Genomic DNA, 18,529 nt, shown 5'->3' with positions numbered 1-18,529 from the left:
CTGGCCCGTCAGCGGCGTGCGGCGGCCGCGCGGGGCGTCCCTCGCGGGCCTCGGCTCCCACGCACCCCACGGCGCCGGGTGCGGCGGTGGCCGGGTCGTGACGGGCGCGGGCGGGTCAGTCGATGAAGTCGCCGTCCACGTAGACCCAGGCGCCGTCGACCCGTTCGAACCGGCTGCGCTCGTGCAGGGCGCCCGGGCTGCCGCCGTCGCGGTAGGCGGCGCGGAAGGTGACCGTGCCCGAGCTGTGGAAGGCGGTGCCGTCGGTGGTGTCCTCGATCTCCAGGCCCGTCCAGCGCAGCGCCGGGTCGAAGTCGACGCCCGGCGGGCGGGTGCGCGGATGCCACGTCCGCAGCAGATAGGCCTCGTCGCGCACGGCGAAGGCGCTGTAGCGCGACCGCATCAGCTCCTCGGGCGTGGCGGCGGCCGCTGCACCGCGGTGCAGCCGCCCGCAGCACTTGTCGTACAGCAGGGCGGGGCCGCAGGGGCAGGCCCGGGGGCGGGGGGCGCGGGGTGCACGTGGGGACATGCGGGTCATTCTGCCGGGCGGGGCGGGTGCGCGGCGGGGGCGGGGCGGCGGGCGGGCCCCGGAGGGCCGCGGGCCGTCACGGGGCCAGGACGTCCAGTTCCTGGAGGGCGCCTTCCGCGATCTCGCGGGTCAGGGCCTCGGCGCGGGCTGGGTCGCCCTCCCGCACCGCCTCGGCGAGGCGCACGTGCAGGGTCACGGCCGCCGGGTCGGGGTCCTCGAACATCACGTCGTGGTGCGTACGGCCGGTCAGGACCTCGGCGACGACGTCGCCGAGGCGGGCGAACATCTCGTTGCCCGAGGCGTTCAGGACGGTGCGGTGGAAGGCGATGTCGTGCACCAGGTACGCGTCCAGCTGCTGGCCGCGCGAGGTGGCGACCATGCCGAGGGCGTACTCGGTCAGGGCGGCGCACTGCTCGGCCGTGGCGTGGCGCGCGGCGAGGCCCGCGGCGACCGGCTCGACCGCCGAGCGCAGGACGGTCAGGGAGCGCAGCTGGCGCGGGCGGTCGGCGCCGGCCAGGCGCCAGCGGATGACCTGCGGGTCGTAGACGTTCCACTCCGCGGTGGGCAGCACGGTCACGCCGACGCGGCGCCGCGACGCGACCAGGTGCATGGACTCCAGGACCCGCACCGCCTCGCGCATCACGGACCTGGACACCTCGAAGCGCTGCGCCAGCTCGTCCGTGCGCAGGACACTGCCGGGCGGGTACTCGCCCCCGGTGATGCTGGGCCCGAGGCTGTCCAGTACGCGGGCGTGCAGCCCCGGGGCCTGTGCGGTCATGGGGTCAGCGTACGAGGAGAGCAGCACGGTGAAAAAGTCAGACTTTTCTGTCACAGGCTCTTGAATTTGTCTGACCTAATGAGTTTCAGTGGCGTGAACGGAACGGGTCCGTGTCCGAAATCCCCGTTCGGGGAGCGGGCGAGGAACCCGGCCGATGTCGATGAAGACAGCGAGGCAGCAGCGATGAGCACCCCCCACGTCGTCGTAGTGATGGGCGTCGCAGGAACGGGCAAGACCACGGTCGGCCCCCTGCTCGCCGCCCGGCTCGGCGTGCCCTACGCCGAGGGCGACGACTTCCACCCGCAGGCCAACATCGCCAAGATGTCGTCCGGCACGCCCCTGACCGACGACGACCGATGGCCCTGGCTCGACGCCATCGGCGCCTGGGCGCGGCTCCGTGCCGGGCGCGGCGGCGTCGTCAGCTGCTCCGCCCTCAAGCGCGGCTACCGCGATCGGCTGCGGTCCGCCGCGCCCGGCCTCGTCTTCGTCCACCTCACCGGCGACCGGGCCCTCATCGAGGACCGGATGAGCCACCGCGAGGGCCACTTCATGCCGACCGCGCTCCTGGACTCCCAGTTCGCGACCCTGCAACCGCTCGGCGCGGACGAGGCGGGCGTGGCCGTGGACGTCGCGGGCACGCCGGAGGACATCGCGGACCGGGCGGCGAAGGCCCTGGCCGCCCGGTAGGCCCCTGCCCGCCCTGCTCCCCCCGCGCCCCTCCCCCACCCCTCCCTTCCCTGCCCCCTCACGTACGTACGCCCTCAGGCCGACGTACGCCCACACGCACAAGGAACCACCGTGACCAGTCTCAGCGTCGAGATGCTGGCAGCGGACCCCGTCGAACCGATCACCTCGGCGGGCCATGCCCAGCTCGGCATCGCCGTCCTCGCGGGCATCGCCGTCATCGTCCTGCTCATCACGAAGTTCAAGGTCCACGCCTTCCTGGCGCTGACCATCGGCTCGCTGGCCCTCGGCGCCTTCGCCGGGGCCCCGCTCGACAAGGCCATCGCCAGCTTCACCAGCGGGCTCGGCAACACCGTGGCGGGCGTGGGCGTGCTCATCGCGCTCGGCGCGATCCTCGGCAAGCTGCTCGCGGACTCCGGCGGCGCCGACCAGATCGTGGACACGATCCTGGCCAGGGCCGGAGGTTCCGGCGGCCGGGCCATGCCGTGGGCCATGGTCCTGATCGCCTCGGTGATCGGGCTCCCGCTCTTCTTCGAGGTCGGCATCGTCCTGCTGATCCCGGTCGTGCTCATGGTCGCCCAGCGCGGCAACTACTCGCTGATGCGGATCGGCATCCCCGCGCTCGCCGGTCTGTCCGTGATGCACGGCCTGATCCCGCCGCACCCCGGCCCGCTCGTGGCCATCGACGCGGTCCAGGCCAACCTCGGCGTGACGCTGGCCCTCGGCGTGCTCGTCGCCGTCCCCACCGTGATCATCGCGGGGCCGGTGTTCTCCAAGGTCGCCGCGCGCTGGGTGGACGTGGCACCGCCGGAGAAGATGATTCCGCAGCGGGCCTCCGAGGAACTGGAGAAGCGGCCCGGGTTCGGCGTCACGGTCGCCACCGTGCTGCTGCCCGTCGTCCTCATGCTCTCCAAGGCGCTGGTCGACATCGTCGTGGACGATCCCGAGGCGACCGTGCAGCGCGTCTTCGACGTCGTCGGCTCGCCGCTGATCGCACTGCTCGCGGCGGTGCTCGTAGGCATGTTCACGCTGGGGCGGGCCGCGGGCTTCACCAAGGAGCGGCTCTCCACGACCGTCGAGAAGTCGCTCGCGCCCATCGCGGGCGTCCTGATGATCGTCGGCGCGGGCGGCGGCTTCAAGCAGACGCTCATCGACGTCGGGGTCGGGCAGATGATCCTCGACTTCTCCGAGGACTGGTCCGTCCCCGCGCTGCTGCTCGCCTGGCTGATCGCCGTCGCGATCCGGCTCGCGACGGGCTCCGCAACCGTGGCGACGATCTCGGCGGCGGGGCTCGTGGCACCGCTCGCGGCGGACATGTCCACCTCGCACGCGGCCCTGCTCGTCCTGGCGATCGGTGCGGGCTCGCTCTTCTTCAGCCATGTGAACGACGCCGGGTTCTGGCTGGTGAAGGAGTACTTCGGCCTGGACGTCGGCCAGACGATCAAGACGTGGTCGGTGATGGAGACGATCATCTCGGTGGTGGCGCTCGGCTTCGTGATGCTCCTTTCGCTCGTGCTGTAACCCCGGCCGCGCCGTACCGAACCGAGGCCGCCGCCCGTCCGCCCCTGCCCGGGGCGGGTGGGCGGCGGCCTCTTCGGCACGCTCCGGACCGGCCCTAGACCCCCGGCGGCGTCGTCGCGGCCTTCTCCAGCTGGAAGGCCTCGTTGCCCAGGCCGATGCGGGCGTGGGCCGCGGGCCTGCGGGCGCGGAGGTAGGCGCCGTGGGCGAGGCCGATGACCGCCGCCGCCGCGATGACGCCGGGCAGCAGCCAGGGCAGGGCCGAGTCGGGCCCCGCGGACACGAGGATGTCGAAGTCCTTGACGGTGTAGCCCGCGATGACCAGCAGGGCGACGGCCGCGAGCCCGGAGGCCACCAGGCGCCAGAGCTGGACGCGCGCGGCCCCGCGGCGCACGAAGAAGACGATGACCGCCACGGACGCGGTGGCCATGAGCAGCAGCACGCCGAGCGCGCCGACGTTGCCGCCCCAGGTGAACAGGTGCAGGACGGGCGCGGTGGGATCGCCCGCGGGCTTGTCGTCGGCGACGGCGAAGCCCACCACCACGACGGCGGCCACCACGGTCTGCAGCAGCGAGCCGGTGCCGGGCGCGCCGCTCGCGCTGCTGGTCCGGCCGAAGGCGGCCGGGAGCAGGCCCTCGCGGCCCATCGCGAACGCGTACCGCGCGACCACGTTGTGGAAGCTGAGGACCGCCGCGAACATGCCGGTCACGAACAGGACGTGCAGGACGTCGGTGAAGGTGCCGCCGAGCCGGGACTCGGTGAGGCCGAAGAGCAGGCCCGCGCTCTGTTCGCGCGCGGCGGGCACGATGCCCGAGGGCCCCGCGGCCACCGTGAGCGCCCAGGAGCTGAGCGCGAAGAAGACGGCGACGAACCCCACGGCGAAGAACATCACGCGGGCCACGACGACCTGGGGGCGGCTGGTCTCCTCCGCGTACACGGGCGCCTGCTCGAAGCCGGTGAACGCGGCGATGCAGAAGCACAGGGAGGTGGCGACGCCCGCGCCGGTGAGCGTGTCGGGGTTGAAGGCGTGCAGGGACACGCCCTCGGCGGAGGGGTCGGCCAGGGCGGCGACGTCGAAGATGACGACGAGGGCGACCTCCACGAGCAGCAGCACGCCGAGCACGCGCGCGTTGAGGTCGATCTTCAGCCAGCCGAGCACGGCGACGAGGGCCACGGTCACGAGCGCCGGGATCCACCAGGCGACGGTGGTGTCCGCGTACTTGGCGAGCAGCCCGGACACCTCGAAGCCCAGCAGGCCGTACAGGCCCGCCTGGAGCGCGCTGTAGGCGACGAGCGCGACGGCGGAGGCGCCCGCGCCCGCGGTGCCGCCGAGCCCGCGCGATATGTAGGCGTAGAAGGCCCCGGCGTTGTGGACGTGCCTGCTCATCTCCGCGTAGCCGAAGCTGAACAGGGCGAGGACGACGCCGAGCGCGAGGAAGAGCAGGGGCTGACCGACCACGCCCATCACGCCGTACGTGGTGGGCATGACGCCCGCGACCACCATCAGCGGCCCGGTGGCGGCGAGCACGGAGAGCAGCAGCCCCGCCGTGCCGAGGCGGCCCGCGCGCAGCGCCCGCTCCTGGCCCATGTACGTGTTGATGTCCCCCTGGCCCGCGGCGGGCCTGCCGTGGGCCCCGGTTCCCGGTCCCGTGGGGCGCCCCGCTCTGCTTGCACTCGCGTTCGAACTGCCCGTCGCCATGGCGCGGTCGTCCTTTCCGCTGGTCGTGGGTCGATCGGTCTGGTGTGGTGCCGCCTACGCGTCACGCGGTGCCGAGCGCGGCAGCCCGCGCGGCGGTGTAGGCCTCGTACGGGTCCCGGTCGGGGTACGACCAGGGCGCTTCGGTCGCGTGCCGGCCGATGCGGTGGAACAGCGCGGCGGCCTCGGCCGACCGGCCCTCGCAGAACGTGGCGTGGGCAAGGAAGTTGAGGTCGACGAAGGCGCGCGGGTGGGCGGTGCCCGCCGGGGCGCCGCCCGGGGTCTCCCATGCGAGCCACCAGTCGAAGGAGGCCTTCATCACCTGCCGGGCGCGGCGGCTCGACCAGTGCCCGGAGGCGACCGGGTCGTGGCTCTCGCTGCCCGCGGCGGCGAGCACCCGGTAGCGCTCGGCGTGCGCGACGACCGGGAGCACCGCGAGCGGCGAGTGGGCGGGCACCTGCTCGGCCGCCCAGGTGGCGAAGTCGTACACCTCGTGCAGCGGGTCCTGCCCGGCGCCGGGCCGGCGCTCGGCGAGCCGCGCGAGCATCAGGTAGTGCGCGTGGTGGTGCTCGGGGTGGCGGTGCCTGACCTCGTCGAAGAGCCGTACGACGTCCTCCTCGTGGCCGAGCGAGCGCTCCAGGAGCAGCAGCGCCAGCCAGGGCGTCGGGTCGGCGGGGACGCGTGCCGCCGCCTCCCGGCAGGCGGTGCGGGCCTTCTCGGAGCGCTCCTTGCCGCGCAGCGCGCGGTGCACGGCGGCGTGGGCGAGCAGCACGGCGGCGTCGGCGCTCTCCGGTTCGGCGAGCCGCCAGTCGCGGATCCACGCCGTGGTGCTCGGTTCGCGGGCGAGGACGTCGCAGCGGTGGCCGCGGCGGTCCCAGTCGTCGCCGGTGGCGGCGAGCAGCTCCCGCACCTCGGTCCAGCGGCCCTGCGCCAGCGCGGCGCGCGCGGCGACGAGTTCGGCGTCGTCGAGTGCGGCGTCGAAGACGTGGCTCGCACGTTTGCGAGAGCGACCGAGTGGTGGGGGTGGGGACACCGCGGGCGTCCTCCCAAGACGCGGTAGGCGGGCAGGCGATCTCGCACAGCCAACCGGTAGGCGGCGCTCCGCGTCAAGGCCCAGGCGCCCCAAGCACCTTGACACGTCTCCCACGCACCCTGACGAACTCCTTCACGGGTCCGGGCGGCGCGCGGCGGCTCCCCGGGGGCGGCGGACACCAGGCGCGGCGCCGCCGCCAACGCCCCGCTAGTCGACGGCCTTTGCAGCCGCACGCCCCGCGGCGCGCCCCGAGAAGAGGCAGCCGCCGAGGAAGGTGCCCTCCAGGGAGCGGTAGCCGTGCACTCCGCCGCCGCCGAACCCGGCGGCCTCGCCCGCGGCGTACACGCCCGGCAGCGGTTCGCCGCCCTCCCGCAGGACGCGCGAGGACAGGTCGGTCTCCAGGCCGCCGAGCGTCTTGCGCGTGAGGATGTTCAGACGCACCGCGATCAGCGGTCCCGCGCCGGGGTCGAGGAGGCGGTGCGGCGCGGCGGAGCGGATCAGCCGGTCGCCGAGGAATTTGCGCGCGCCACGGATGGCCATGACCTGGAGGTCCTTGGTGAAGGGGTTGACGACCTCGCGGTCACGGGCGGCGATCGTGCGGTGCAGGGCCGCCTCGTCGATGAGGGGTTCCTTGGTGAGCGCGTTCATGCCGCGCACCAGGGCGCCGAGGTCCTTCTCCACGACGAAGTCGACGCCGTGGTCCATGAACGCCCGCACCGGTCCGGGTACGTCGGCCCGCGCCCGCTCGATGACCCCGCGCACGGACTTGCCGGTCAGGTCGGGGTTCTGCTCGGAGCCCGACAGGGTGAACTCCTTGCCGATGACGCGCTGGTTGAGCACGAACCACGTGTGGTCGTACCCGGTGCCCATGATGTGGCCGAGCGTGCCCAGGGTGTCGAAGCCGGGGAACAGCGGCACGGGCAGCCGGTCGCCGCGCGCGTCCAGCCACAGCGAGGACGGGCCCGGCAGGATGCGGATGCCGTGCCCGGCCCAGATGGGGTTCCAGTTCTCGATGCCCTCGGTGTAGTGCCACATGCGGTCGCGGTTGATCAGGCGCGCGCCCGCCCGCTCGGCGATGCCCAGCATCAGGCCGTCGACGTGCGCGGGCACCCCGGAGAGCATCTTCGCGGGCGGACTGCCGAGCCGCTCGGGCCAGTTGGCGCGGACCAGGTCGTGGTTGCCGCCGATGCCGCCGGAGGTGACGATCACCGCCTGGGCGCGGAACTCGAAGGACCCGGTGACCTCGCGGCTGCTGGCCGTGCCGCGCTCGGCCGTCGACGGCTCGAGGACCTCGCCGGTCACGGTGTCGACCACGCCCGCGCTGCGGCCGAGGCCGGTGACGCGGTGGCGGAACCTCAGCTGGACGAGGCCGCGTTCGACGCCCTCGCGCACGCGGCGCACGAACGGGGCGAGCAGTCCGGGCCCCGTCCCCCAGGTGATGTGGAAGCGGGGCACGGAGTTGCCGTGCCCCTGGGCGTCGTAGCCGCCGCGCTCGGCCCAGCCGACGACCGGGAAGAACCGCACGCCGAGGCCGTGCAGCCAGGCCCGCTTCTCGCCGCACGCGAAGTCCACGTACGCCTTGGCCCACTCGCGCGGCCAGTGGTCCTCCGCACGGTCGAAGGCGGCCGTGCCCATCCAGTCCTGGAGGGCCAGTTCGCGGTGGTCCTTGATCCGCATGCGCCGCTGCTCGGGGGAGCCGACGAAGAAGAGCCCGCCGAAGGACCAGTGGGCCTGCCCGCCCAGGGACTGCTCCGGCTCCTGGTCGACCAGGATCACCCTGCGCCCCGCGTCGACGAGCTCGGCGGTGGCCGTGAGCCCGGCGAGCCCCGCACCGATCACGATGACGTCCGCGTCGTAGGCCATGACGGCTCCTTCTCGACTTCCGGCTCGGCCCTCGATCGCGCGCGCCGAGCAGTGGCGGGGCGGTGCGTCCGCCGGCGGTGGCGCGTGCGCGCGGACGCGTGTTACCCGTGGGTCAGATCCTGGATAGCGCGGGGCCGGACGTCAACAGTCCGGTACGGGTCACCCGTGCCGGGTCGGCCACGGGCCCAGGGCACCCGCCCCCGGACCCGGGGTCGGCCCGGGACCCGGCCGTGGTCCGCCCCCGGGCCGCCGATGGCCCGGCCTCGGCACGGCCGTGGTCCGGCCGTGGTCCGCCTCCGGGTCGCCGGTGGCCTGCCCGTGGTCCGGGCGCGTGCCGCCAGTGGGCTACGCATGATCAGCCGCGGACCGCCAAGGGCTCGGCCTCGTCCCGGCCGCGGGCCGCCGGTGGCCCGGCCTCAGTCCGGCCGTGGTCCGCCTCCGGGCCGCCGGTGGCCCAGCCGTGGTTCGGCCGTCGTCCGGCCATGGTCCGGCCGCGTGGCGCCGGTGGACTGCCCGTGATCAACCGCGGACCTCCAGGAGCCCGGCCTCGTTCCGGCCGCGCACCGCCGGTGGCCCGGCCTCGATCAGGCCGTGGTCCGCCTCCGGGCCGCCGATGGACTGTCCATGGCCTGCCCGTGGTCAGCCGCGGGCCGCCGATGGCCCAGCCTCGGCCCGGCCGTGATCCGGGCGCGTGCCGCCGGTGGGCTGCGCGTGATCAACCGCGGACCTCCAGGGGCCCGGCCTCGTTCCAGTCGCGCGCCGCCGGTGGCCCGGCCGCGGGGCGCCCGCGGACCGCCCGTGTCTCGGCCGCGGGCCGGGCGGGGCGTGGACCCGGGCCGCCCCGCGCTCCGCCAGTCGTCCGGGCGCGGACCAGCCGCCATCCGCCTGCGGGCCGGCCATGGACCGGCACGGACCGGCATGGACCGGCCATCGACCGGCCGGGATCCGGGCGCGGGGCGTCCACGGTCCGGCCCCGGAGGGGGCGGGGGCCGCTATCGTCGGCCGGGTACCGCTTGCCCGACCGCCGCCGAGTCCGAGGTACCTCACGTGTCGGTTCTGGTCCTGCTCCTGTCCGTCGCCGCGGCCTGCTGCCTCGGCGTCGGCTTCGTGCTCCAGCAGAACGCCGCCCAGCGGGCCCCGCTCGGCGACTTCCTCTCGCCGCGCCTCCTGCTCGACCTGGTGCGGGTGCCGCGCTGGCTGGGCGGCATCGGCCTGATGGTGTGCGGCATGGTGCTCGGCGCCCTCGCGCTCGGGGAGGGCGAGGTCACCCTGGTGGAGCCGCTGCTCGCCACGAACCTGCTGTTCGCCCTCGCGCTCTCGCGGCACCAGACCAAGCAGCCGCTCGGCCGTCAGGGCTGGGCCGGGCTCGCGCTGCTCGCGGGCGGTGTGACGGCCTTCATCGTGGCGGGCGAGCCGCGCGGCGGCGCCGCCGACCCCGATCCGCTGCGGCACTGGCTGGTCCTCGGCGTGATGACCGGCGGGGCCCTGGCCCTGGCCGCGCCGGCGAAGAAGTCCCCCCTCGGCTCCGGGCCCGCGCTGCTCGGGGTCGCGGCCGGGCTGCTCTACGGCGTGCAGGACGCGCTGACGCGGGTCAGCGAGGAGCGGTTCGTCGCGGGCGGCTGGGCCGAGCTCCTCGGCGGCTGGCAGCCGTACGCGGTCCTGGTGCTCGGCGTCACCGGGCTCGTCCTCGTGCAGAGCGCGTTCGAGATGGCGCCGCTGCGGATGTCCCTGCCCGCGCTCACCGCCGCCCAGCCGCTCGCGGGCATCGCCTGCGGCGTCGGCTTCCTCGGCGACCGGCTGCGGACGGACACCGCGGCCCTGGCGTGGGAGGCGGCGGGCCTCGCCGGGATCGTGACCGGCATCGTGCTGCTCGGCCTGCATCCGGCGATGCCCGCGGGCACGGGCGGCGGGAGCAGCGGGGCGCGGGCCTCCGCCCTGCGCTGACCTGTCAGGATGGCCGTATGAGTGCTGACGCCACGCATCCGGCGGACGAGATCCTGGCCATCGTCGACGAGCACGACCGCGTGATCGGCGAGGCCCCGCGCGGCGAGGCGTACGCCCGCGGCCTGCGCCACCGCTGCGTCTTCATCGAGGCCCGCGACGCCGAGGGCCGCGTCTTCGTGCACCGCCGCACCGCCACGAAGCTCGTCTTCCCCTCGCTGTACGACATGTTCGTCGGCGGGGTCGTCGGCGCGGGCGAGTCCTACGACGACGCGGCCCTGCGCGAGGCCCAGGAGGAGCTCGGCGTCCGCGGACTCCCCCGCCCCACCCCGCTGTTCAAGTTCCTGTACGACGACGGCGCGGGCCGCACCTGGTGGTCGTACCTCTACGAGGTCCGCTGCGCGGGCCCGGTGGATCCGCAGGTGGAGGAGGTCGCCTGGCACGACTTCCTGACCGACGCGGAACTCGCGGGCCGCGCCGAGGAGTGGGCGTGGGTGCCGGACGGCCTGGAGGCGTACCGGCGCCTGTGCGACTTCAGAGCGGCCCGATGACGGGCGGGCGCAGCGGGGAAGACACCCCGGCGACACCCGGGGCGGGGTCCGGCGGTCGGCGCGGGCTGCGGCTGTGGTTCAGCCCCGCCGGGCTGCGGGACGAGGGCGACACCCCGGACTACCGCTTCTCCCTGGCCAACGAGCGCACCTTCCTGGCCTGGCTGCGCACCGCGCTCGCGCTGGTCGGCGGCGGCTTCGCCGTGGACCAGTTCCTGCCCGACCTGCGCTGGGGCGCCCGCGTCGGGCTCGCGCTGGCGCTGCTCGGCGCCGGGGTGCTGTGCGCGCTGCGGGCGGTCAACCACTGGGTGCGGTGCGAGCGGGCCATGCGGCGCGGCGAGGACCTCCCGGTCTCGCGCTTCCCCGTGCTGCTCGGCCTCGCGGTGGCGGTGGTCGCGGTCGCGATGGTGGCGGTCGTGCTGTTCGGCTGGGAAGGGTGACGGAGGCGGTGCCGGAGGGGTCCTTCGCGGTCCGGGACCCGGGCCTCCAGCCCGAGCGCACCCGGCTCGCGTGGCGGCGTACGACTCTGACGTGCACGGTCGTCGCGGTGCTCGCGGCGCGGACGGCCCTGCACCGTGGCCCGTCGGCGGCGGGCGTCGTGGCGTGCGCGCTGGCCCTGCTGCTCTGGCTCGGCTTCCTCGCGGTGGCGCACCGCAGGATCACGGAGCTCGCGGTGGCGCGCCCGCGCGCGCTGGACGCTCGGGCGGCGACGGTGGCGTCGCTGTGCGCGGCGGCGCTCGCGCTGTGCGGGCTGGTGGCGCTGTTCTGAGGGCACGGCGGCGGTGCCCCGGGGCGCCCAGGGGCTAGTCCCCTTCGGCCGCCCAGTCCACCGTGACCACGATCTTCCCTCGGGTGCGTCCCTGTTCGCTCAGGCGGTGCGCGTCCGCGGCCCGCTCCAGCGGGAACGTCGCGTCGACGTGGACGGTGAGCACGTCCTGCTCCGCGAGGTCGGTGAGGTGCCGCAGGTCGTCCGCGTCGGGGCGGACGAAGCAGTACCGGCCGCCCAGGCCGATCACGGAGCCGTCGGCGACGGAGGCGAGGCGGCCGCCGGGCGCGAGCAGCTCGGCGGAGACCCTCAGCGTGTCGCCGCCGATGGTGTCGAAGGCGGCGTCGACGCCCTCGGGGGCGAGGGCGCGCACCCGCTCGGCGAGGCCCTCGCCGTAGGTGACGGGCTCGGCGCCCAGCTCCCGCAGATAGGCGTGGTTGCGCTCGCTCGCGGTGCCGATGACGCGGGCGCCCGCGTGCCGGGCGAGCTGGACGGCGAAGGAGCCGACACCGCCCGCGGCCGCGTGCACCAGGACGACGTCGCCCTCACCCACGGTGAGCGCCCGGTGGACCACCTGGTAGGCGGTGAGCCCGGCCAGCGGCAGGCCCGCGGCCTCCTCGAAGGTGAGGTTGCGGGGCTTGCGGGCCAGGGTGCGCACGGGCGCGGCCACGTACTCGGCGAGCGTGCCCCGGGACAGGAAGTCCTCGCGCACGTAGCCGATGACCTCGTCGCCGACGGCGAACTCCGGGACGGCGACGCCGGGCTGGACCACCACGCCCGCCACGTCCCAGCCGGGGATCACCGGGAAGACCGGGTCCAGGACGGCGTCGAGGTAGCCCTCGCGGCACTTGTGGTCGACCGGGTTGACGGCCGCGGCCCGGACCTTGACCAGGACGGAGTCCGGGCCGACCTTCGGGTCGCGCACGTCGCCGTACTCCAGGACCTCGGCGCCGCCGTACGCGCGGTAGCTGATCGCTTTCATCGAGTCGCCTTACGCAGTCATGACACTACGCAGCACGCTGACACAACGGGACCAAAGGGGCATCGAGGACTAGCCTGAGAGGGTCATCAGGCCCCTCTCCGGGAGGCACGTCCCATGACCGTCGCCCATCAGGAACAACCCCGCCCACGACCACGCGCACGGCCCGGCCTGCGGCCACCCCGAGGTCCCGCACGGCGACCACGTCGACTACGCGCACGACGGCCATCTGCACCGCGCGCACGGCGGCCACTACGACGAGTGCGAGCCGGGCGGCCACGTCGCGCACGACGGCCACGAGCACCAGCACGGCACGGACTGCGGGCACGCCTCCGTGCCGCACGGCGACCACGTGGACTACGTGCACGACGGGCACCGGCACGCGGCCCACGACGGCCACTGGGACGACCACTGACCGCCTGAGCCCGCCCCCGCCACGCCCCGGGCGCGCCCTCGCCGGGCCCGCGCCGTGGCGGCGGCCGCGATCCTGATCACGTTCGAGCACCCCCTCTGGACGACATACCGACTGGTCGGCATCATGAACGCCAGCGCGTTTGCCGCCAGTTCGACGCCCGTCCGTCCGCACGTGCCCGTCCACGATCAGGAGCGACCGCCCATGAGCGCAGACCACCCGCCCGGCCTCGACCTCGACCGGCTGCGCGGCCACCTCGACCGCGCGCGCCCGGGACTGCTCGGCGGCGGCCCGCTCACGGCCCGCCTCATCGAAGGCGGCCGGTCCAACCTCACGTACGCCGTCACGGACGGGGCCGCCCGCTGGGTGGTGCGCCGCCCGCCGCTCGGCCACGTCCTGGCCACCGCGCACGACATGCGGCGCGAGCACCGGGTGATCAGCGCGCTGCACCCGACCGCCGTGCCGGTGCCCCGTCCCGTGCTGCTGTGCGAGGACGAGTCGGTCGTCGGGGCGCCCTTCTACGTCATGGAGTTCGTCGAGGGCACGCCGTACCGCACGGCGGAGCAGCTCGCTCCGCTCGGGCCCGAGCGCACCCGGGCCACGGTGCTCGGCCTCGTCGACGCGCTCGTGGACCTGCACGCCGTGGACCCGGAGGCGGTGGGGCTCGCCGACTTCGGGCGGCCCGAGGGCTTCCTCGACCGGCAGCTGCGCCGCTGGGGCAAGCAGCTCGCGGCCTCGCGCGGGCGCGAACTCGCCGGCATCGAGGAGCTGCACGCGGCGCTCGGCCGGGCGCTGCCCGCGTCGCCCGCGCCCGCCGTCGTCCACGGCGACTACCGCCTGGACAACGTCCTGATCGATTCCACGTCCGGGACGGACCGCATCGCGGCCGTCCTCGACTGGGAGATGTCGACCCTCGGCGACCCGCTGACGGACCTGGGGCTCCTGGTGATGTACAGCGTGCGCCTGGAGGTGCCCGACTCCCCCGTCAGCACCACGGCGGGCGCTCCGGGGCACCCGGATCCGGCCGAGCTGATCGAGCGGTACGCGGCCCGCTCCGGGCGTGACGTCTCCGCGGTCTCCTGGTACACCGCGTTCGCCTGGTTCAAGCTCGCCGTGATCCTGGAGGGCATCCACTACCGCTACACCCAGGGCCAGACGGTCGGCCCGGGCTTCGACCGCATCGGCGAACTGGTGCCCCTGTTCATCGAGCACGGCCTGACCACCCTCCAGGAAGGCTGATCCGCCCCCATGGACTTCGCATTCGACGCCCGTACCGAAGAACTGCGCGGCAAGCTGCTCGCCTTCATGGACGCGTACGTGTACCCGGCCGAGAAGGTCGCCGACGAACAGCGCGCCCGCCTCGCCTCCCCGTGGGACACACCCGCCGTCGTCGAGGACCTGAAGGCCGAGGCCCGCCGCCAGGGCCTGTGGAACCTCTTCCTGCCGGACGCCGAGCACGGCGCGGGCCTGACGAACCTCCAGTACGCGCCCCTCGCGGAAATCACCGGCCGCAGCCCGCACTTGGCGCCCACCGCCCTGAACTGCGCGGCGCCGGACACCGGCAACATGGAGGTGCTCGCCCAGTTCGGCACCGGCGAGCAGCGCGAGCGCTGGCTCGCGCCGCTGCTCGCGGGCGAGATCCGCTCGGCGTTCGCGATGACGGAGCCGGAGGTGGCCTCCTCCGACGCCACGAACATCACCACGCACATCCGGCGCGACGGCGACGCGTACGTGATCACGGGCCGCAAGTGGTACATCTCCGGGGCGATGAACCCGCGCTGCGAGGTCTTCATCGTCATGGGCAAGACGGACCCGGAAGGTCCCGACATCCGCCGCCAGCAGTCGATGGTCCTCGTCCCGCGCGACACCCCCGGCGTCGAGGTGCGCCGCGCCATGACGGTGTACGGGTACGAGGACCACTCCCACGGAGGGCACGCCGAGGTCGTCTTCGACCACGCGCGCGTGCCCGTGACGAACCTCGTCGGCGAGGAGGGCGGCGGTTTCGCCATCGCCCAGGCGCGGCTCGGGCCGGGGCGCATCCACCACTGCATGCGGCTCATCGGCATGGCCGAGCGGGCGATCGAGCTCATGTGCCGCAGGGCCCTGGACCGCACCGCGTTCGGCAAGCCGCTGGCCCGGCAGGGCGTCGTACAGCAGTGGATCGCCGACGCGCGCGTCACGGTGGAGCAGCTGCGGCTGCTCGTGCTCAAGACGGCCTGGCTGATGGACACCGTGGGCAACAAGGGCGCGCACACGGAGATCCAGGCCATCAAGATCGCGACGCCCCGGGCGGTCGTCGACATCCTGGACCGCGCGGTGCAGCTGCACGGCGCGGGCGGGGTGAGCCAGGACTTCCCGCTGGCGGAGCTGTGGGCCGCGGCGCGGACGCTGCGGCTCGCCGACGGCCCCGACGAGGTGCATCAGCGGTCGCTGGCCCGGCGGGAGCTCAAGCGGTACGCCTAGCGGCGGGGCGGGCCCGGGGCGCTGCCCTGCTGGGCGGCCGGGCGGCCGGGCGACGGGGCGGCGCCCGGGGCTGCGCCCTCCCGTCCCGCCCGACGGGACGGCACCGCGGGAGAGCTACGGGCGCAGGGCCCTCAGCAGCAGGTCCGCCAGGTGGTCCGCGACCTGTTGCGGAGAGAGCGGGCCGTCGGGGCGGTACCACGTGGACAGGTGGTGGACCGAGCCGAAGTGGTAGTCCACCACCAGGTCCGCGGGGGTCGCCGAGGAGAAGACGCCCGACTCCTGGCCCTCCTCGACCAGCGCGCGGAAGCGTTCGTGGTAGCGGCGGCGCTCGGCCCGCACCTGCTTGTGCTTCTCTGGGCTGAGGTGGTGCATGGACCGGAAGAAGATCGCGGCGTCGTCGAGGTTGGCGATGGTGGTCACCACGACGTCGGCCGCCGCGTCCCGCAGCCGCCGCTCCACCGGCGCGTCCGCGTCCGCGAAGGCGTCGAGCCGCTCCTGCTGGACCCGCAGCATACGGGCGTACACCTCGTGCAGCAGGTCGTCCTTGGAGCCGAAGTAGTGGTACAGCGCACCCTTGGTGACGCCGGCCGCCTCCACGATCTCCTGCACGGACGTGCGGTCGTAGCCGCGGTCGGCGAAGAGCCGGGTGGCGGCGGCGAGCAGCCGCTGCGGGACGGGCGTGCCGTCACCGTCCGTCGTCCTGGCCACTGCCGCCACCTGCCTTCCGTTTCCTGTGCTGCCCGCTGACGCGTGCGCCTGGATTGTGTTCGGTCGTTCACACGGTCTCCGGCGACAACGCGGTTCCCGCCGGAGGATCTTCCCACTGAACGGCTACGGGAGCCGCGTCGCCTCCCATTTCCGCTGGATGTGGTTCATGCTGGTGAGCCACTTGTCGGGGGCGGACGCCCGCACCCGGTAGTACTCCGCGACCTCGGGGTGCGGCAGGATCAGGAAGCGGTCCTCGGCCATCCCGGCGAACAGGGCGTCGGCGACGTCCTCCGGCTCGATGGCGGTGGGCACGAGCACGAGTTCGCCCGCGGACCCGGCGGCGGTGAGCATGTCGGTGCGCACGCCCTGCGGGCAGATCGCGTGCACCTTGAGGCCCCGGTGGCGGTAGGTGAGGGAGAGCCACTCCGCGAAGGCGTACGCGCCGTGCTTGGTGACGCTGTACGGGGCGGCGCCCACCATGGTGAGGAGCCCGGCCGCGGACACCGTGGACACGAACCGGCCCGCGCCGCGCTCCAGCCAGGCGGGCAGCAGCGCGTGCGCGGCCCGTACGTGCGCCATGACGTTCACGTCCCAGGCGCTCGCCCACACCTGCTCGTCGGCGGCTTCGGAACCGCCGGACGCCAGGCCCGCGTTGGCGCAGTACACGTCGACGGTGCCGTCGAGGGCCGCGAGCGCGCCGGGCACGACCCCGGAGGCGTCGCCCGGCACGGCGGACCCGCCGATCTCCTCGGCGACGGCGGCGGCCTTGGCGGCGTCCAGGTCGTTGACGACGACGCGGGCCCCGGCCGCGGCGAAGCGGCGGGCCAGCGCGGCCCCGATCCCGCCCCCGGCTCCGGTGACGACGACTCCCTTGCCCCGCAAGCTCTCCACGGTCTCCCCTTCGGCCTCGAACACACTGCCTCACTGACGCGCTGCGGCTGCAGACTAACCGGTCGGTATGTTCGATGGAAGGGGAGGTCCCGGCCGTGCACGGGCGGGGGAACGGGCGCCGGGACGGGCGCAGGGACGGGCGGACGCCGGTCGCCGGAAGGGACGGAGGCGGGCGCCGGACCAGGTGTCGGGCCAGGTATCGGGGCGGGTGTCGGGGCGGGACCCCTACCGGTTTTCCGGTAGGTCTCAGGGTGCGCGGGCCCCCCTCCCGCTCTGGGGGCTTCCCGGCTGGTGACGGGCCGCCGGACCCGGGATCGTGATCAGTGGCTCACGACGGGCGTACGACAGGCGAGTTGAGGAGTGGTTCGGCATGACACGGACGGCACGGCGCACGGCCCCGCTGCTGGTGGTGGCGGCCGCGGTCGGCGCGGGGGCCCTGGTCGCCCCGCAGGGCGCCGGGGCGGCGGCGCGCGAGGGCGACCCGGTGCGGGCCATCGAGCGTGTCGCGCACCCGCTGCGCTCGACCGCCCCGGGCGGCCCGAACGAGGACCTGCGGCCGCTGGACGCGATGGTGGGCGGCGCCACGGTGGTGGGCCTGGGCGAGGCCACGCACGGCTCGCACGAGTTCTTCACCATGAAGGACCGGGTCTTCCGCCACCTGGTCGAGGACAAGGGCTTCACCACCTTCGCGCAGGAGGTCAGCTGGACGACCGGGCTGCGCTTTGACGCCTATGTGCGCGGCGGTGCGGGCGACGTGCGCGCGCTGGTCCACCGCGAGCTGGCGAAGACCCCCTGGGACACCGAGGAGTATGTGGAGCTCCTCTCGTGGATGCGCGCGTACAACGCCGAGCACCCGCGGCGGCAGCTCCGCTTCATGGGCAACGACCTCAACTACCCGCAGACGGGCGAGGAGCTGTACGACGGCGTGACGGACTACGTACGGCGTCACGAACCGGACCTGCTGCCCCGGATCACCGAGCTGTACGCGCCGCTGCGGCGCCTGACGGACGGCGACGCGCACATGGGCAGGCCCCAGGCCGAGCGCGAGCGCCTCGCGGAGAGGGCGCGGACGGCCTACCGGCTCCTCCAGGCGCGCCGGCCGGAGCACGGCGGCAAGCGGTTCGCCCTGGCCCTGCACCACGCCCGGTCCGTCCAGCAGACCGCGAAAATCTACGCCTTCGCGCTGAACACCCCGGCGGGCGACCGCGCCGCCATGCTGTACCGCGACCGCATCATGGCGGAGAACACCGCCTGGTGGCAGCGGTACACGGGCACGAAGGTCCTGCTCTCGGCGCACAACGCCCACGTCGCGTACGCCTCGTACGACCCGCGCTATCCGAAGATGCAGGGCGCCTTCCTGCGGGACCGCCTCGGCAAGAAGTACCTGAGCGTGGGCTTCACCTTCGACCGGGGCGCGTTCATGGCGCAGCCCGACGGCGAGGCGGCCTGGAAGTCCTTCTCGGTGGGCCCGGCCACGCCGGACATGAACGAGCACACGCTCGACAAGGTCCGCCACGACGACTACTACGTCGATCTGCGCACGGCCCCCGAGGCCGCCCGCTCCTGGCTCCGGAAGGCCCGGACGACCTACAGCATCGGCTCGGGCTGGCCCGACGGCCCCTACAAGATCGCGCTGGCGTCGTCCCACGACGTCCTCATACATCTGCACGACGTCACGGCGGCCCACCGGCAGCCCTCAGCGGCCGATCGGCAGCCCTCATAG

17 protein-coding genes and 1 pseudogene are annotated in these 18,529 nt (G+C 74.3%); 10 read left to right on the top strand and 8 right to left on the bottom strand.

Features of this window, described 5'->3' with window-relative positions; all coding sequences use genetic code 11:
* Positions 1–115: 115 nt before the first annotated feature.
* Positions 116–526, bottom strand: a complete 411-nt coding sequence (locus AC5WAM_RS32880) for a YchJ family protein (protein ID WP_495519755.1) — start codon at positions 524–526, stop codon at positions 116–118.
* Positions 527–602: 76 nt separating this feature from the next.
* The gene (locus AC5WAM_RS32875; RefSeq protein WP_138958776.1) at positions 603–1,304 is read right to left on the bottom strand and encodes a FadR/GntR family transcriptional regulator; all 702 of its coding nucleotides are present in this window, start codon (positions 1,302–1,304) and stop codon (positions 603–605) included.
* Between the two features lie 183 nt (positions 1,305–1,487).
* On the opposite strand from AC5WAM_RS32875, the gene AC5WAM_RS32870 reads away from it, so the two are divergent.
* Both AC5WAM_RS32870 and AC5WAM_RS32865 read left to right on the top strand, forming a co-directional pair.
* Positions 1,488–1,991: a gluconokinase gene (locus tag AC5WAM_RS32870; protein ID WP_366789643.1), complete on the top strand. Its 504-nt coding sequence runs from the start codon at positions 1,488–1,490 to the stop codon at positions 1,989–1,991.
* Between the two features lie 111 nt (positions 1,992–2,102).
* On the top strand, positions 2,103–3,509 hold the full coding sequence (locus tag AC5WAM_RS32865) for a GntT/GntP/DsdX family permease (RefSeq protein ID WP_366789642.1): 1,407 nt from the start codon (positions 2,103–2,105) through the stop codon (positions 3,507–3,509).
* 94 nt (positions 3,510–3,603) lie between these two features.
* On the opposite strand, the gene AC5WAM_RS32860 is transcribed toward AC5WAM_RS32865, so the two are convergent.
* The 3 genes from AC5WAM_RS32860 to AC5WAM_RS32850 all read right to left on the bottom strand — a co-directional run bounded on the left by AC5WAM_RS32860 (position 3,604) and on the right by AC5WAM_RS32850 (position 8,098).
* The gene (locus AC5WAM_RS32860; protein WP_366789641.1) at positions 3,604–5,205 is read right to left on the bottom strand and encodes an APC family permease; all 1,602 of its coding nucleotides are present in this window, start codon (positions 5,203–5,205) and stop codon (positions 3,604–3,606) included.
* Positions 5,206–5,266: 61 nt separating this feature from the next.
* The gene (locus AC5WAM_RS32855; RefSeq protein ID WP_366789640.1) at positions 5,267–6,235 is read right to left on the bottom strand and encodes a hypothetical protein; all 969 of its coding nucleotides are present in this window, start codon (positions 6,233–6,235) and stop codon (positions 5,267–5,269) included.
* A gap of 207 nt (positions 6,236–6,442) precedes the next feature.
* Positions 6,443–8,098: an FAD-binding dehydrogenase gene (locus AC5WAM_RS32850; protein ID WP_366789639.1), complete on the bottom strand. Its 1,656-nt coding sequence runs from the start codon at positions 8,096–8,098 to the stop codon at positions 6,443–6,445.
* Between the two features lie 1,047 nt (positions 8,099–9,145).
* On the opposite strand from AC5WAM_RS32850, the gene AC5WAM_RS32845 reads away from it, so the two are divergent.
* The 4 genes from AC5WAM_RS32845 to AC5WAM_RS32830 are packed head-to-tail and all read left to right on the top strand — an operon-like array spanning position 9,146 to position 11,356.
* Positions 9,146–10,042: a DMT family transporter gene (locus AC5WAM_RS32845; RefSeq protein ID WP_495519754.1), complete on the top strand. Its 897-nt coding sequence runs from the start codon at positions 9,146–9,148 to the stop codon at positions 10,040–10,042.
* A gap of 17 nt (positions 10,043–10,059) precedes the next feature.
* The gene (locus AC5WAM_RS32840) at positions 10,060–10,590 is read left to right on the top strand and encodes an NUDIX hydrolase (protein ID WP_495519753.1); all 531 of its coding nucleotides are present in this window, start codon (positions 10,060–10,062) and stop codon (positions 10,588–10,590) included.
* Positions 10,587–11,027, top strand: coding sequence for a YidH family protein (locus AC5WAM_RS32835; protein WP_495523690.1), 441 nt, complete (start codon positions 10,587–10,589; stop codon positions 11,025–11,027). The genes AC5WAM_RS32840 and AC5WAM_RS32835 overlap by 4 nt, the downstream gene beginning before the upstream one ends.
* Positions 11,024–11,356, top strand: a complete 333-nt coding sequence (locus AC5WAM_RS32830) for a DUF202 domain-containing protein (RefSeq protein ID WP_495519752.1) — start codon at positions 11,024–11,026, stop codon at positions 11,354–11,356. The genes AC5WAM_RS32835 and AC5WAM_RS32830 overlap by 4 nt, the downstream gene beginning before the upstream one ends.
* A 34-nt stretch (positions 11,357–11,390) precedes the next feature.
* Here the strand turns inward: AC5WAM_RS32830 and AC5WAM_RS32825 are convergent, their stop codons facing one another.
* Positions 11,391–12,335 carry an NADP-dependent oxidoreductase gene (locus tag AC5WAM_RS32825; RefSeq protein ID WP_366789634.1) on the bottom strand — a complete coding sequence of 315 codons (945 nt, stop codon included), beginning with the start codon at positions 12,333–12,335 and terminating at the stop codon, positions 11,391–11,393.
* Positions 12,336–12,449: 114 nt separating this feature from the next.
* Here AC5WAM_RS32825 and AC5WAM_RS32820 point away from each other — a divergent pair.
* The 3 genes and pseudogenes from AC5WAM_RS32820 (at position 12,450) to AC5WAM_RS32810 (ending at position 15,207) form a co-directional block, all read left to right on the top strand.
* Positions 12,450–12,747, top strand: a pseudogene (locus AC5WAM_RS32820) (hypothetical protein).
* A gap of 201 nt (positions 12,748–12,948) precedes the next feature.
* Positions 12,949–13,983: a phosphotransferase family protein gene (locus tag AC5WAM_RS32815; protein ID WP_495519751.1), complete on the top strand. Its 1,035-nt coding sequence runs from the start codon at positions 12,949–12,951 to the stop codon at positions 13,981–13,983.
* Between the two features lie 9 nt (positions 13,984–13,992).
* A complete protein-coding gene (locus tag AC5WAM_RS32810) occupies positions 13,993–15,207 on the top strand; it encodes an acyl-CoA dehydrogenase family protein (protein ID WP_495519750.1) in 1,215 nt (404 codons plus the stop codon).
* A gap of 114 nt (positions 15,208–15,321) precedes the next feature.
* Here the strand turns inward: AC5WAM_RS32810 and AC5WAM_RS32805 are convergent, their stop codons facing one another.
* Positions 15,322–15,915 (bottom strand): TetR/AcrR family transcriptional regulator, encoded by a 594-nt coding sequence (locus AC5WAM_RS32805; protein WP_030684047.1) that lies wholly within the window; start codon positions 15,913–15,915, stop codon positions 15,322–15,324.
* A 123-nt stretch (positions 15,916–16,038) separates the two neighbouring features.
* Positions 16,039–16,797 carry an SDR family oxidoreductase gene (locus AC5WAM_RS32800; RefSeq protein ID WP_495523689.1) on the bottom strand — a complete coding sequence of 253 codons (759 nt, stop codon included), beginning with the start codon at positions 16,795–16,797 and terminating at the stop codon, positions 16,039–16,041.
* A gap of 379 nt (positions 16,798–17,176) precedes the next feature.
* Here AC5WAM_RS32800 and AC5WAM_RS32795 point away from each other — a divergent pair, with 379 nt between their 5' ends.
* Positions 17,177–18,529 (top strand): erythromycin esterase family protein, encoded by a 1,353-nt coding sequence (locus AC5WAM_RS32795; RefSeq protein ID WP_495519749.1) that lies wholly within the window; start codon positions 17,177–17,179, stop codon positions 18,527–18,529.

The organism is Streptomyces sp. JLYT201, from assembly GCF_059448825.1.
This window is presented reverse-complemented; position numbering and strand designations above follow the sequence as displayed.